This is a genomic window from Bacillus sp. EU63, assembly GCF_038592915.1.
GTDB lineage: Bacteria > Bacillota > Bacilli > Bacillales > Bacillaceae > Bacillus > Bacillus velezensis.
Genome location: NZ_CP151944.1, coordinates 2057932 through 2072265 on the forward strand (window position 1 = coordinate 2057932; position 14334 = coordinate 2072265).

Genomic DNA, 14334 nt, shown 5'->3' on the forward strand with positions numbered 1-14334 from the left:
TCTTACTGTACTACCGCTTGTTTTTGATCTTTCGCAGGCGTTTGGAGGACCTTTGTATTGGCTTCAAAAGCATACATAATTGCGTCTTCTTCTGATAAACCCGCCGCTTTTTGTTCTTCGATGCTGAGGAGCATTTGTTTATAGTTTTTCGGAATGACTTTGATAAAGGTTTCTGCGGCTTTTTCCCAATTGTCCAGGAGATCTGCGGCTTTTTTGCTGTTTGTCAGCGCCGCGTGCCGTTTGACCATTTCTTGCACTTCTTTGATCTCAGCCTCATCCGTCAGCTTTTCAAATGAAATCATTTCCATGTTGCATTTGCGTTTAAATGCTTTGGCATCATCACTCAGGACGTATGCGATACCGCCTGACATTCCCGCCCCGAAGTTTTTGCCGACTTCGCCGAGGACGACAACCCGGCCGCCTGTCATGTATTCACAGCCGTGGTCTCCGATACCTTCTACAACGACATTGACTCCGCTGTTACGGACTGCAAAACGTTCACCGGCGCGCCCGTTAATGTACGCTTCCCCGCTTGTTGCTCCGTAAAATGCGACGTTCCCGATAATAACGTTATCGTGTGTTTCACAATTGAAGGCATCAGGCGCTTTCACGATGATTTTTCCGCCTGAAAGCCCTTTGCCTACGTAGTCATTTGAATCCCCGTTCAAATGAAGCGTCATCCCCTTAGGGACAAATGCTCCGAAACTCTGTCCGGCTGATCCGGTAAAATGAAGTCTGATCGTATCATCCGGCAGGCCTTCCGCTCCGTAGCGTTTAGAAATTTCACTTCCCGTCACGGTTCCGGCTACGCGATTTGTATTATTGATCTTGATTTCAGCTTCCGCTTCCTGACCGGCTTCAATTGCAGCCTGAACCGCCGGAAGAATAACCGTCATATCAAGCGACTCGTCGATTTTATGGTTTTGCGCCGTACGGAAAGTACGTACGCCTTCAGGCTGGTACAGCAGTGTGGATAAATCAAGCTGGCCCGCTTTCCAATGCGCTTTTGCACGTTCACTGACATGAAGAACGTCTGTCCGTCCGATCATTTCATCAAGCGTCTTAAAGCCTAACTCTGCCATATATTCACGCACTTCTTCTGCGACAAACAGCATGTAATTTACGATATGGTCAGGATCGCCCATGAATTTCTTGCGGAGCTCCGGATTTTGCGTCGCGACACCTACAGGACATGTATCTAAATGGCAGGCGCGCATCATGACACAGCCGAGAACGACAAGCGGCGCTGTAGCAAAGCCGAATTCCTCCGCACCGAGCAAGGCGGCCATCACGACATCTCGGCCTGTCATCAGCTTACCGTCCGTTTCCAATACCACGCGATCCCGTAAACCGTTCAGCATCAGCGTTTGGTGAGCTTCTGCAAGACCAAGCTCCCACGGAAGACCCGTATGTTTAATACTTGTTTTCGGCGACGCGCCCGTTCCGCCATCGTAGCCGCTGATGACGATGACATCCGCAGTGCCTTTTGCCACACCGGCAGCAATCGTGCCGACACCGGCTTTTGACACGAGCTTGACGCTGATTCGCGCGCTTCGATTTGCATTTTTCAAATCATGAATCAGCTGCGCCAAATCTTCAATTGAATAAATATCATGGTGAGGAGGCGGTGAGATCAGCCCTACACCTGGTGTAGAACCGCGGACATCCGCGACCCAAGGATATACCTTGTTGCCCGGAAGCTGACCGCCTTCTCCCGGCTTCGCCCCTTGCGCCATTTTGATCTGCAATTCATCCGCATTGACGAGATAATGGCTCTTTACACCGAAACGGCCGGAAGCGATCTGTTTAATCGCACTTCTTCTGTCGTCGCCATTTTCATCCGGAACGAAACGTTTCGGGTCCTCGCCGCCTTCTCCGCTGTTGCTTTTTCCGCCAAGCCTGTTCATCGCTATCGCTAAAGCCTCATGGGCTTCCTTGCTTAATGAACCGAATGACATCGCTCCTGTTTTAAAACGTTTCACAATGGACGCAGCTGATTCAACTTCCTCTAATTTTAAAGGCTTGCGGTCTTCTTTGAAGGCGAACAGATTGCGTAAAAATCCGATTCGTTCTTCATCCGCTGCATGAGAATACTGCTTAAACAGGCTGTAATCATTTTTGCGGCAGGCCCATTGCAGAGTATGGATGGTTTTCGGATTGAAAGCGTGGTGCTCTCCCCCGTTTCGCCATTGGAATTCACTTCCCGGATCAAGAGTTTGGCTGTAATCATCCTTGTACGCCGCTTGGTGGCGCTTCTTCGCTTCTTGCGCAATCGTCTCGATATCGATTCCGCCAAGCTGAGATGCAGTACCGGTAAAGTATTTGGCGATAACGTCTTCACCGATGCCGACCGCTTCAAAAATTTGGGCGCCCCTGTAACTTTGCACAGTTGAAATTCCCATTTTTGACATCACTTTCACGACGCCTTCTGTTACGCTCTTTCCGTATTTGCTGACAGCTTCTTCATACGGAATATCAAGCCGGCCTTCATCGATTTCCTGCTTATACGTAGCGTAAGTCAAATACGGATTGACAGCATCGGCACCATATCCGATGAGAGCCGCAAAGTGATGAACTTCACGCGCTTCCCCGGATTCAACGATAATGCTTGCTTTTGTTCGCAGACCTTGGCGGATCAAATGCTGATGCAGCGCACTGACGGCCAAAAGCGGCGGAATCGGCGTCAACTCTTTACTCATTGCCCTGTCAGATAAAATTAACAGAGATACGCCTTCCTTGATCGCTTTTTCCGCCTGCTGAAACAAATCCTTCAGGCCTTTTTCTAGGTCATCGGAAAACAGCGTGCGGATGTTCTGGCTCTTAATGTCAGGGTGCACAAGTGTTTTCAGCGCATAAAACTGTTCGTTTGATAATACAGGAGTATACAATTTTATGCGGCGTGCATTTCTTTCACTCGGATGCAGCAGATCGCCTTCAGCTCCGAGCCATGTCACCGTGGAGGTCACAAGCTGCTCGCGGATCGCGTCAATCGGCGGGTTTGTGACTTGCGCAAACAGCTGTTTAAAGTAATGAAACAGTGATTGGGCGCGATCGGATAAAACGGCGAGCGGCGAATCATTTCCCATAGAGCCGAGCGGGTCCTTGCCTTCTTTAATAACAGGAATTAAATACTTCTGAATATCTTCATACGTATAGCCAAACGCTTTTTGACGGACGAGAAGATCATCGAATTGTTCCTCTTCCCGGATTTCCGGGTCAGGATTCACTTGAACCAATTCTTCTTCAAGCCATTTTTGATAAGGTAATTCATTGGCAATTTCTGTTTTCACTTCTTCATCTGAAATAATCCGGCCTTCCTCTAAGTCAATGAGCAGCATTTTTCCGGGCTCCAGACGTTTTTTATGAAGAATGTTCTCCTGCTCTACTTCAATAACGCCGACCTCAGATGAGAAAATAATATGGTCATCTTTTGTCACATAGTAACGTGCCGGACGCAGGCCGTTACGGTCAAGGATGGCGCCGATTTGTTTTCCGTCCGTAAACGAAATGGCGGTCGGCCCGTCCCACGGCTCCATTAAAGAGCTGTGATATTCATAAAAAGCCCGTTTCGCTTTAGACATGTGAGTGTTTTCCGTCCATGGTTCCGGAATCAGCATCATTGCCGTATGTGCCGGTTTCCGCCCCGCCATCACGAAAAATTCAAACGCATTATCAAGAATGGATGAGTCACTTCCCTCAGCATTTAAAATCGGCAGTACTTTGTGAAGATCGTCTCCGAAGCTTTCTGAAACGAACTGCTGCTCCCTCGCTCTCATCCAATTGATGTTGCCCCGGAGCGTATTGATTTCTCCGTTATGAATCAGATAGCGGTTCGGATGGGCACGTTCCCAAGTAGGAAAGGTATTTGTGCTGAATCTTGAATGCACGAGTGAAAATGCAGATACGAAGGTTTCATCCTGCAAATCCAAATAAAAAGCGTCAACCTGCTCAGGCGTTAACAATCCTTTATAAACAATAGTCTGGCTTGACAAGCTTGCGAAGTAAAAATCAAGCTGTTCTTGAATGCCCCAATTTTCCGCCTGCTTCCGGATGATATACAGTTTGCGTTCAAAAGCAAGGCTGTCTTTCAAATCATTTGCGGAGCCGATGAATACTTGACGCACATACGGACAAGTGCTTTGTGCCACTGTTCCGATTTTTCCGACATTTACAGGGACGGTTCTCCAGCCGAGAACGATCTGTCCTTCCTGCTCAATGAATGCATTCACCTGTTTTTCGATCTTTTTTCTTTCCTCTTCATTTTGCGAGAAAAAGACCATTCCTACCCCGTAACGGCCTTTTTCCGGCAGCTTCATTTCTCCGCACTCTTTCTTAAAAAAAGCATCAGGGATCTGAACCATCAGGCCGGCGCCGTCACCCGTATTCGGATCACTGCCCTGTCCTCCTCTGTGATCCAGCTGACAAAGCATCTTCAGTCCTTTTTTGACAATGTCATGTGAAGGTTTCCCTTTTAAATGGGCATACAAGCCGATTCCGCATGCATCGTGCTCAAATTCCGGACGGTAGAGACCTTGTGCTTTCGGCATTTGATTGTAAGTCATAATTCCTCTCCCCCGATCAGTTTCCGTTAATTATCGGTCATAAAATCTGACAGCTTTAAATTAATTGTAAGTTTTCAAAACAATATAAACAATATATAATTTAGATCAAATACATCTCAAAATGAGATAGATGGGTGTGAACGCAATGGAATTACGCCAGCTTCGGTATTTTATGGAGGTAGCAGAACGGGAACATGTGTCAGAAGCGGCTGATCATCTGCATGTCGCACAATCCGCCATCAGCAGGCAGATTGCAAATCTTGAAGAAGAGCTGAAAGTCACTTTATTTGAACGGGAAGGCAGAAATATTAAATTAACGCCGATCGGCAAGCAATTTTTAGAACATGTTAAAACGGCGATGAAAGCAATTGATTACGCGAAGGAACAAATTGATGAATATCTTGATCCGAATCGCGGAACCGTCAAAATAGGATTTCCGACGAGCCTTGCAAGCCAGCTTTTGCCGACGGTGATTTCGGCATTTAAAGAGGAATACCCGAACGTTGAGTTTTTGCTCCGTCAGGGGTCTTATAAGTTTTTAATTGAAGCCGTAAGAAACAGGGATATAGATGCGGCGCTGCTCGGCCCCGTTCCGACGGAATTCCCCGACATAACAGGCCATATCTTATTCACGGAAAAGATTTACGCGCTTGTTCCGCTGCATCATCCGCTTGCCAAACAGAAAAATATTCATTTAATTGATCTGCGCGGCGACCAATTCGTTTTATTTCCTGAAGGGTTTATTCTCCGAAACATGGCGATTGACGCTTGCAGACAGGCCGGCTTTGCGCCGCTTGTATCGACGGAGGGCGAGGATTTAGATGCCATTAAAGGATTAGTCTCCGCGGGGATGGGAGTGACTTTATTACCTGAAAGCACCTTTGCAGAAACCACACCCCGGTTTACGGTCAAAATTCCGATTGAATTTCCTCAAGTGAAGCGCACCGTAGGCATTATTAAACCAAAAGGAAGGGAACTGGCTCCGTCTGCAAATGATTTCTATCATTTTGTCATTCAATTTTTCTCCAAACTTGAACAATATCAATAAAAAACAAACCCGAGCTTCAAAACGAAGCCTCGGGCTTTTTCATATTTTTATAGATCTTTCTCAGCCGATCGGAATGGATAGTTCAACGTGGCAGACAAATGCTTCCGGATCAATGACTGATTGATCGGCCTGTTTATGCGGCGTTTCTTTAAATGTCTTCAGCTGGGCTGAGGAATAGTTGACGATGCCGAGTCCGAGCTCTTCTCCCTGCTGATCAAGCAGCCTGACAACCGCTCCGCAGCTGAATCTGCCCTTAATCTGCTCGATGTCCTGCGGTGACAGCTCCATATTTCCGTTCGCGACATCACGGCTGCTTTCTTTTTCCATCACAATTTCACCTTCTGGACCGGAATTAAACGCAAGCCATTGTTCTTTGTGGTTTAACGGCAGGGTTCCTTCCGCTTCAAAATAAGTTCCTTCAGCAGCCTCATCTACCGCTTGAAGCAGAATGTCCGGAATGTTAGCCTGCCCGAGAAAGCCTTTAATACCCGAGGCCATCACAATTTTAAAAGCATCCAGTTTCGAACGCATTCCGCCTGTTCCCATCTCACTCCCGGCATCTCCCGCGCTCGCTTCTATTTCCGGGGTAATGTCACTTACATGTCTGATTCTTTTCGCCTTCGGGTTGCTGCGCGGATTATCATCATATAAACCGTCAATGTCTGATAAAATCACAAGCATGTCGGCATCAATTAAACCTGCCACCTTCGCTGCGAGTGTATCGTTATCTCCGAATTTCAGCCGGTTGACTGTGACCGTGTCATTTTCATTAATAATCGGAATAATTCCCCGTTCCAAAAGGACGTTCATCGTATTGCGGACATTATGGTAGCGGCATTCATCGGAAAAATCGCTTCTTGTAATTAATATTTGTGATGCGACATAACCGTGCGCTAAAAACAGCTTTGAATAAGCCTCCATTAATAATCCCTGCCCGATGGAAGCGGAAGCCTGTTTTTCAGGGAGGCTTTCCGGTTTCTGAATAAATCCGAGCTTCCGATAACCTGCCGCCACTGCGCCGGAAGATACTAAAATCACTTCATAGCCGCTGTCTTTCAGCTGTGCGATTTGATCCACCAATGCTTCCAGCTTTCTTCTGCTGATTTCCCCGTGCAGGCTCGTCAGTGAGCTGCTGCCGATTTTCACCGCGACTCTTTTGATCTTCGTCCGAGACGTCACTGTATCACTCCTGTTTTTTAACGATTATAGTGCTGCCGTTTTTTCAATTGTTTTGCTGATCTCAATAGAACGTTCGGTCGCGTGTTTAATGGCTTTGGCAATGGCTTCTCCGCCGCCTTCTGACCTGAGCGCATCGAGGCCGGCTTCCGTCGTGCCGTTTGGAGAGGTGATGTTTTCCCTAAGCACATCCGGTTTTTCACCCGTTTCCATCAGCATTTTAGCGGCGCCCAATAACGTTTGCGCGCCGATTTTGCGGGACAGCCGTTTGTCTAAGCCGGCTTCTTCACCTGCTTTTTCAATAAACTCCATTAAATAATAAAAGTACGCCGGTCCGCTGCCTGCGATGCCGGTGAAAATGTCCATCTGATCTTCTTTGATCACGTACACTTCCCCGAGGCATTCCAAAAGGGATACCGCGGTTTTTGCTGAACCGTAAGAAACATGGTCTCCGAAAGCCGCAGCTGTTGCCGATTCGCCGATCATGCTGGATGTGTTCGGCATCACTCTTACAACTGGCTGACGGTCATGTAATGATTGTTGTATAAATGAGGTTGTTATGCCTGCCAGAACAGACAGGATGATTCGATGAGGTTGAATACGCCGTTTCAGCGTAGCAAGAGCGATTTCAGCATCCTTCGGTTTCATGGCTAAAATAAAGACATCAATGTCTTCGGTTTTCATGCTGTCAAAAGCAATGCCTTGAATTCCGTATTGATGTTCCAATTCAGCGAGTCGCTCTGTATTGCGGCGGTTTGTCACGCAGATGTTTTGGTTGGGAATTTTTTTTGCGCGGACCATGCCTGATATCATTCCTTCAGCCATTGATCCTGCTCCGATAAAAGCAACTTTCTTTTGATCTAAGATCGGTAACATCTCCCTTGTTCGTATTTTGTTCGTATTTTTCACACGTTTTTTATGTTACCACTTCAGGAGTCGATGTCAAGTTTGAAGGTTTTATTGATGTGTATTGTTCCGAGCCTGTTATTATGTATAATGAATCACAGAACAAACCTTTTGAGCCCGGGAGGCCGGGTGCGTTCCGGCCGGATTTAAAAATTATCTGAAATGGCTTTTTCTATCAGCTTTTTGCAGCGGTCAAGCTCTGTCTTCAGCTGTTTTTTGTAAAGCTTCGCAGCTTCATAGTCTTTAAATTGATAGAGAACGACTTCCTGGAGTTTGGCTCCCTCTTTTTTCACTTTTACTTGCTTTAAAATCCCGTCATCCAAAAGTTCGTGAAGTGAACGGTACACCTCGGTATGATTCGGCTTAAAACCGATGGGTTTAAATTCCGAACGCAGCACCTCGAGAAGCTTCAGTCCGTAAAGCCGTTCCTGCTCTGTCATTGTAATCATGTAAAGCTTTAAAAAAGCTCTTTGTTTCACTAAAAAACCGGTTGAACTTCTTTTTTCTTCTTTCAATATGTGCACACCCTTCCTTCTAACAAATTATTCCATGTACTAAATATTCTCTTTATATCCGTTTTTCCTTTTTATCGTTCGGACAGTTTGATTTGTATTGATTTGTTTTTTGGAGAGCGGGGAAAAATAATCTTAATGAACATTTGGTACATAGTTTATTTAGTTTAATTATAGCTGATATCGGTTTCTTTTTCACTCTTTTTTATGCAAAAACGGATCTTTATGCCTATTTATTCGGGTTGCGGAAACAAAAAAAAGACCCGTCACGAAGACAGGTCCCCTTTTGTTTAAGGATTAGTAGACCACAAACCGGCAGTTTTGATGAAAATGCGCGGATGTAATTTCAATTGAGCAACCATATATTCTGCAAGATCCTCAGGCTGCATGACTTTTTCCGGATTGCCGTCTGTCAGATTTAATTCAATAGACATGTCGCTGGCAACCGTGCTCGGCGTCATTGCGCTGACACGGATATTGTGTTTTCTGACTTCCTGCATGAGAGATTCAGTCAGACCGAGAACGGCAAATTTAGAAGCGCTGTACGCACTTGTCGCCGCGGCGCCTCTTTGGCCCGCCGTAGAAGAAATATTAATGATATCTCCTGATTTTCTCTCAATCATTTCAGGAAGAACGGCGCGTGTCACGTGGTATACACCCATTACATTAACTTGAATGATGTCTTCCCACTCTTCAGGCGTAAGATCCAAAAATCCGCCGAATTTGCTGATTCCGGCATTGTTAATCAAGATGTCAATCTCACCGAGTTCTTCTTTAATAGAGGAGACGGCTTGCTCAACCTCTTTTTGGTTTTTTACATCGGCAGCAGCGAATGATGCCTTTACACCAAGGGCTTTCACTTCTTCCGCAACCTTTTCGACATTTGCTTCTGTGCGGCCGATTAAACCGATATTGACTCCTTCTTTGGCTAAAGCGATAGCGGCGGCGCGGCCGATTCCTCTGCCCGCACCCGTGATAAGAGCCGTTTTGTTTTGTAAGCTTTCCACGTCTTTCACCCTTTCTGAATGTCCTTATGTACGATTTCACATTATAAGCAGAAAAAAAACAATTAGCAAATAAAATGATTCAACACGATCCGTAAAGGGTATCAACTGAAAAAAAGGAGTGAAAAGAAGATGATCATCATTTTGTATATCAGTGCTGCCGTTGCGGCTGCCGCATTAATTTATGCAGCCGTATCCGCCGTGCATTTTAAAAGAAACACAGCGCCTGATATAAAGAAAATTAACGCCGCGACAGCGTCCATGCAGACGGCCGTTGATGAAATCAAAACAGAAACCGATCTGTTATCGCAAAAGCAGAAAGAGCTGAAGGAAGATTTTCTCACTAAAAAAACAGCCGTGCAAACGACGGCGGCCGAAGTTAAAGGAACGTCTCATGTCCTGAAGATGCTCTGGAACGCCGGTAAAAGTGATGTATGAGCCTGCATGTCATCCGACGTTTTTGACGACACTAAGAGAAACCGGCGGATTCAAGGAGGCATAACATGATTTGCGATCGTGAGCGGCTTGCGCGTTTTTTGCAGCAGCTTAAATCACCATCTTCTTCGGGAGGGTTTACAAAATCGGATTTGCTGACTCCGGCTTTCCATTTAGCCAAGGACGGAGATCTGGATTTGTATTATTCGCCTCATAATGAATATATTAACCCTCATGCAGTCGTTGCCATTTCCGGAATCACACCCGGTTTTTTTCAAATGCAGCTGGCTTACAAAAAAGCGGCACAGCTTTTAAAAGATGGCGAAACTCTTGAAACGATAGCGTATGAAACAAAAAAAGCGGCCGGACTTTCCGGTTCAATGAGACAGAACATCATCGAAATGCTTAATGAATGCAGTCTGCCGGCCGCGCTTCACGTTGAGGATTCATCCCGGTTATTTGATTCAAAACGGGAGCTTCTTCATACAACGTCCGTTATCAAACACCCTGTTTTTTATAAACAGAAAAACTATACGGGACATCGGCCGGCAATCAGCAGATCAGCTCTTCTCAGCCGTTACGCGCTGAGATGTTTTCCGGATGAAATAGAAATGATGGAAAAGGACATTCTGCTTATCCCTCTCGGAAAAGCAGCAGAATCAGCCTGCCGCATGCTGAAGAAGAACGGCAGAATGAGGCAGGCGGTCATTCTGGAAGGCTTCCCGCATCCGTCCGGAGCAAACGGACATCGTTTCAAACAATTTCACGAAAACAAACAATCGTTACGTGAACAAATTCAGCGCTTTGCCGGGTTTCTTCAGCAGCTGTAAAAAACGCCCCGAATTTTCGGGGCGCTGCTGTTAAGAAGCGTATTCAGGCAATGCTTTATTGTGTTTTGCCGTTTTCTCTTCAGGTATTTTGATTTGATTTGTCAAGATTGCACTTACGAAATAGAGCGCTGCGAAAATCCATACAACGCCTTGTGCGCCGACAAGTCCGATGAACGCCCAGGCAAGCGCGGGGCCGACAAATGCCGACAGGCCCGCAGCCAGATTTAACACAGACATGGCAGCACCTTTATCGCTGCCGGCCGCCGTCGGCACGATAGCCCCGATCGGAACGAACCCGGCGAGGAGCCCTCCCCATATAAAACCGACAATGCTGACGAAAAGCAAGTTCCCATGTGATACAACAGGAGCATAATATAATAAAAGAGTAAAAATGCCGCAGCCCACTCCCCCGAACCACATGACAGTCTTTTTCCAGCCGAAGGCATCGCCGACTGCGCCGAAGATTAAGTTAAAGACGATATTTCCGAGAAAGATCGTTCCCCAAATTTGAAGCCATACATTTGTAGAAATGCCGTGCTGCGCCATATGCATCGGGAGGAATACCGGAAATCCGTATGTTCCGATGCTGTTAATGATCCGAATGATCCCCCCAGAGAGCACGCGCGGATTTTCAGCAAGGATGGTGATTCCCTTCATTAATTCCTGCGCCTTTTCCCGCTTATCTGCCTTTTTCTTTTCAAAGCGGTCCCTATTTAAAATCAAAGCAAAAAACGCGCCGAGGCAGACCCAGAAAATTGAACTCCACAGCGTGTTCAAATAGCCGAAGGATTTGATGGCCCAGCTTGAATACCAGGCACCGAATACAAACATCCCGCAGCAATATGCAATCCAGAACCAGCCGACCGCCGTACTGAGCCTGTTTTTCGGCGACCGGTAAATCACCCATGTCAAAAATGAATAGGCAAACAGCGGATAACCCAGCCCTTTAATAAAATACGTGACATACATCACCGGCAAATTAAGATTTTCAAATCCGTATGCGATAAACGCGGCTGTTCCGATCACGTAAAACAACAGCCCCATAAACATCGTCCGCTTTGCGCCGAAGGCTTCGAGGCAGACCCCTGAAAACCAAGACGCCACAGCGAGAGAAATACCGTAAACCGTAAACAGGGATGCTGATTGCTGTACCGTCAAGCCGTTTTCAACTAAAAACGGGCTGAGCCAGCCTTGTTCAAGGCCGTCCCCCATCATAAACAGCACGACCCCTAAAAATCCCCAGGCGAGCTGTTTCGGAATTCCTATTTTATTAAGCATTTTTGTTCCTCCTCAGCAATCTTTCATGTTGTCATCTCATCCCCAAGTCAGGCTTTCACCGCCGGCTGAAAATGAGTAAATAATTTTTGCGTATGTTTCCATTCTTCATATAGGAAGAGATCCGTCTGATCCGCTTCCGGCTCAATTACCTTTGTGCGGCTCGAAAGCTCTGCTTTCACACCGAGAGCTTCGTTGCAAATCATTGCCGCTCCCATTGCGGATGCCTGGCTGAACCCCTCTCTCTTATAGATTTTCTTTTGGAGAAGGTTAGCAAGAAACTGCGTCAAAGCATCACTTTGGAAACCGCCGCCGCACACCTTCACATAATCTTGTGAAAAGGAAGCCACCTCTGTTAACGCCTCATAGTTCCATTTGATTGAAAAAGCGATTTCCAGCAGTGCGGCTTTGACAAAATGGGCTCTGCTTAAGTTTTGAGACAGCGGAGCGTCAAAAATAAATCCGCCTTTTGCCAGTGCGTTTTTCTCTGGCGATAAATAGGAGCCTAACGCAGAAATACAAGCATGATCATGTTTCGGCAGACTTGCGATTTCCCGTTCCATGACGCCGTAGGATTCATTCGGATAAAAAATGGATTTTAATTTTTGATAATTGAGTCCTGTTACACCCGGATTCGTTTCAAGGAGCCATTGACCTTCTTCTGTATGGCAATTCAGCCATGCATTCTTTAAACTTTCAGTTCCGGTCTCAGCTGTTATCTTTATAATCGGCGTCGTCGTGCCGGATACGATGACGATATCTCCCGGCTTTGCATCTGCACTTTTGATGGCAAGCTGTGTGTCTCCCCCGCCTGCAATCACAGGCACTCTTTCAGAAAGACCGAGAACCGCCGTTTTCTTAAACGTTAACATTCCGACAACCGTCCCAGATCGGACGAGTGAAGGAAGAATGGCAGAAGGCACACCGAAGATGTTGCATAATGTCTCTGACCACGCCTTTTTCCTTACGTCAAACAGCAGTGTTTCAGCAGCCTGTGACGGTTCATAGCTTAAAATACCGCTCAGCTCAAATGTCACCCAGTCACTGATGCTTGTGATGTACTTCACTTCTTTCCATAAAGACGGCTGTCTAGCTTTTAATCCGACAAGTTTCATGGCGGAAAATAAAGCGCTCGGAAGACGTCCGGTTTGCTGATGCACTTCTTCTTTTGCATCAATCCCGTCTTCCCATTCACGGCCTCTGTTATCAATGTTGGGCAGACCGAGAAATGCCTTTTTATCTTTATTGATCAGAACAATTCCCTGCCTCTGGCTTGTTGAGGTGATTCCGATTAATGTAATATGAGGGCTTTTGGCAATAACCTTCCTTGCCATAGCGCTGATTTGCGTCCATAACCCTTCCGGTGAGAAATATCGTCCGTCCGGATAAAGCGGATCCGTCACATATTCAATGTCTTCCCTTTCAAGCGCGGTCACTTCGCCGCCGGCAGTCACGACCGCGACTCGCGCATTCCCCGTCCCGATGTCAAATACAAGGTAGCCTTTTTGTTCAGCCATTACAGCCTCCTCCTTCCGTTTCAAGTTCTCTTTTGTTATAAAGTTCACGTATTGAACAGGTTTGATCTTGTTTCCATTTGAAAAGCGCTTCATTTAAAATCTTCACATGATGATCCTCCACTTCAAACGTTGCGCCCGCTAAATGGGGAGTCGCTAACACATTCGGCAAAGAGATCAATTCATAATCAGAAGATTCAGGCGGTTCGTGATAAAACACGTCAAGGATCGCTCCCTTAATCCGCCGTTCTTTCAGCACCCGCAGCAGCTCTTCCCTGTCTGTAACCGCCGCTCTTGACGTATTGACAAAAACAGCTTCCTGTTTCATCAATTGAAAGTGCCGGGCGCCGATAAGGCCGATGGTTTCTTCTGTGCGCGGCAAGTGAACGGAAACAATATCACTTTCAGAAAATACCCGTTCAATCGTCGTTTTTTCATACTCCCGGTTTTCATGACGGACAAATGGGTCATAGTAAAGCACCTCGCAGTCAAAAGCGGCCAATAGCCGGGCGATTCTCTGTCCGACAGCTCCGAAACCGATAAGGCCGACTGTTTTCCCCGTCAGCTCATTTCCTCTGAATTTGACGTAAGCCTGCAAATAATCACCATTCCACTTCCCGTCCTTCAGCCACTGATGGGAAGAATACGTATGACGCAAAAATGAAATCACATTTCCGATAAACATTTCAGCAACAGCCTGGGCATTGCGGGCCGGTGTAAAGAAAACGGGGATTTTTCTTTTAGTCGCCGCCGTAATATTCACATTAGACGGCATTCCTCTGCAGACACCGATAAAAGCGGAATCAGGCAATATGTCAATAACACGCTCAGACACCTCATCAAGTTCAGTAATAAGCCCCGACGCGTTTGTCTCTTGAATCATTCGGATCAATTCATCTTCCCGATAGGCCCGGCCGTGCTTCTTCCACGGCCGGTGCACAGTCCGGCCGAACAGCTCAGTCAGCTCCTTCAGCCCCTCGTCGTGATATGGTGCGGTAATTAAAACCGTCATGGTGCAAAACATCCTTTTCACATAAATTTTTTCATAAAAAAATCTCTTTCCCCAAAGAAG

General features: G+C 46.5%; 11 protein-coding genes. 3 read left to right on the plus strand and 8 right to left on the minus strand.

Features of this window, described 5'->3' with window-relative positions; all coding sequences use genetic code 11:
* Window positions 1–2: 2 nt before the first annotated feature.
* Window positions 3–4562, minus strand: a complete 4560-nt coding sequence (gene gltB, locus NYE38_RS10025) for a glutamate synthase large subunit (RefSeq protein WP_017417942.1) — start codon at window positions 4560–4562, stop codon at window positions 3–5.
* Window positions 4563–4707: 145 nt separating this feature from the next.
* Here gltB and NYE38_RS10030 point away from each other — a divergent pair, with 145 nt between their 5' ends.
* Window positions 4708–5610: a LysR family transcriptional regulator gene (locus NYE38_RS10030; RefSeq protein ID WP_014418086.1), complete on the plus strand. Its 903-nt coding sequence runs from the start codon at window positions 4708–4710 to the stop codon at window positions 5608–5610.
* A gap of 60 nt (window positions 5611–5670) precedes the next feature.
* Here the strand turns inward: NYE38_RS10030 and proB are convergent, their stop codons facing one another.
* The 4 genes from proB to NYE38_RS10050 form a co-directional block, all read right to left on the minus strand.
* The gene (proB, locus tag NYE38_RS10035; RefSeq protein WP_017417943.1) at window positions 5671–6789 is read right to left on the minus strand and encodes a glutamate 5-kinase; all 1119 of its coding nucleotides are present in this window, start codon (window positions 6787–6789) and stop codon (window positions 5671–5673) included.
* 24 nt (window positions 6790–6813) lie between these two features.
* Window positions 6814–7662 (minus strand): pyrroline-5-carboxylate reductase, encoded by an 849-nt coding sequence (gene proC, locus NYE38_RS10040; RefSeq protein ID WP_017417944.1) that lies wholly within the window; start codon window positions 7660–7662, stop codon window positions 6814–6816.
* Between the two features lie 176 nt (window positions 7663–7838).
* Window positions 7839–8207: a replication termination protein gene (gene rtp, locus NYE38_RS10045; protein ID WP_003153833.1), complete on the minus strand. Its 369-nt coding sequence runs from the start codon at window positions 8205–8207 to the stop codon at window positions 7839–7841.
* Window positions 8208–8494: 287 nt separating this feature from the next.
* The gene (locus NYE38_RS10050; RefSeq protein WP_007407344.1) at window positions 8495–9211 is read right to left on the minus strand and encodes a 3-ketoacyl-ACP reductase; all 717 of its coding nucleotides are present in this window, start codon (window positions 9209–9211) and stop codon (window positions 8495–8497) included.
* Window positions 9212–9340: 129 nt separating this feature from the next.
* Between NYE38_RS10050 and NYE38_RS10055 the strand changes: the two genes are divergently transcribed.
* Together NYE38_RS10055 and NYE38_RS10060 are read left to right on the plus strand one after the other, a co-directional pair.
* Complete coding sequence (locus NYE38_RS10055) at window positions 9341–9646, plus strand: hypothetical protein (protein ID WP_017417945.1); 306 nt, start codon at window positions 9341–9343, stop codon at window positions 9644–9646.
* 65 nt (window positions 9647–9711) lie between these two features.
* Window positions 9712–10473: a hypothetical protein gene (locus tag NYE38_RS10060; protein ID WP_017417946.1), complete on the plus strand. Its 762-nt coding sequence runs from the start codon at window positions 9712–9714 to the stop codon at window positions 10471–10473.
* Window positions 10474–10503: 30 nt separating this feature from the next.
* On the opposite strand, the gene NYE38_RS10065 is transcribed toward NYE38_RS10060, so the two are convergent.
* From NYE38_RS10065 to NYE38_RS10075, 3 genes are read right to left on the minus strand one after another with little or no spacing between them, the layout of a single operon-like run.
* The gene (locus tag NYE38_RS10065; RefSeq protein ID WP_007407341.1) at window positions 10504–11751 is read right to left on the minus strand and encodes an RbtT/DalT/CsbX family MFS transporter; all 1248 of its coding nucleotides are present in this window, start codon (window positions 11749–11751) and stop codon (window positions 10504–10506) included.
* 47 nt (window positions 11752–11798) lie between these two features.
* Window positions 11799–13265: an FGGY-family carbohydrate kinase gene (locus NYE38_RS10070; RefSeq protein ID WP_017417947.1), complete on the minus strand. Its 1467-nt coding sequence runs from the start codon at window positions 13263–13265 to the stop codon at window positions 11799–11801.
* The gene (locus NYE38_RS10075) at window positions 13258–14274 is read right to left on the minus strand and encodes a 2-hydroxyacid dehydrogenase (protein WP_017417948.1); all 1017 of its coding nucleotides are present in this window, start codon (window positions 14272–14274) and stop codon (window positions 13258–13260) included. Before NYE38_RS10075 ends, NYE38_RS10070 begins: the two co-directional genes overlap by 8 nt.
* Between the last annotated feature and the right edge of the window lie 60 nt (window positions 14275–14334).

What these genes read in the sequence shown, in the direction of transcription:
- gltB (WP_017417942.1), bottom strand. Translation starts at nt 4,562, where the DNA reads ATGACTTACAATCAAATGCCGAAAGCACAAGGTCTCTACCGTCCGGAA.
- NYE38_RS10030 (WP_014418086.1), top strand. Translation starts at nt 4,708, where the DNA reads ATGGAATTACGCCAGCTTCGGTATTTTATGGAGGTAGCAGAACGGGAA.
- proC (WP_017417944.1), bottom strand. Translation starts at nt 7,662, where the DNA reads ATGTTACCGATCTTAGATCAAAAGAAAGTTGCTTTTATCGGAGCAGGA.
- NYE38_RS10055 (WP_017417945.1), top strand. Translation starts at nt 9,341, where the DNA reads ATGATCATCATTTTGTATATCAGTGCTGCCGTTGCGGCTGCCGCATTA.
- NYE38_RS10060 (WP_017417946.1), top strand. Translation starts at nt 9,712, where the DNA reads ATGATTTGCGATCGTGAGCGGCTTGCGCGTTTTTTGCAGCAGCTTAAA.
- NYE38_RS10065 (WP_007407341.1), bottom strand. Translation starts at nt 11,751, where the DNA reads ATGCTTAATAAAATAGGAATTCCGAAACAGCTCGCCTGGGGATTTTTA.
- NYE38_RS10070 (WP_017417947.1), bottom strand. Translation starts at nt 13,265, where the DNA reads ATGGCTGAACAAAAAGGCTACCTTGTATTTGACATCGGGACGGGGAAT.
- NYE38_RS10075 (WP_017417948.1), bottom strand. Translation starts at nt 14,274, where the DNA reads ATGACGGTTTTAATTACCGCACCATATCACGACGAGGGGCTGAAGGAG.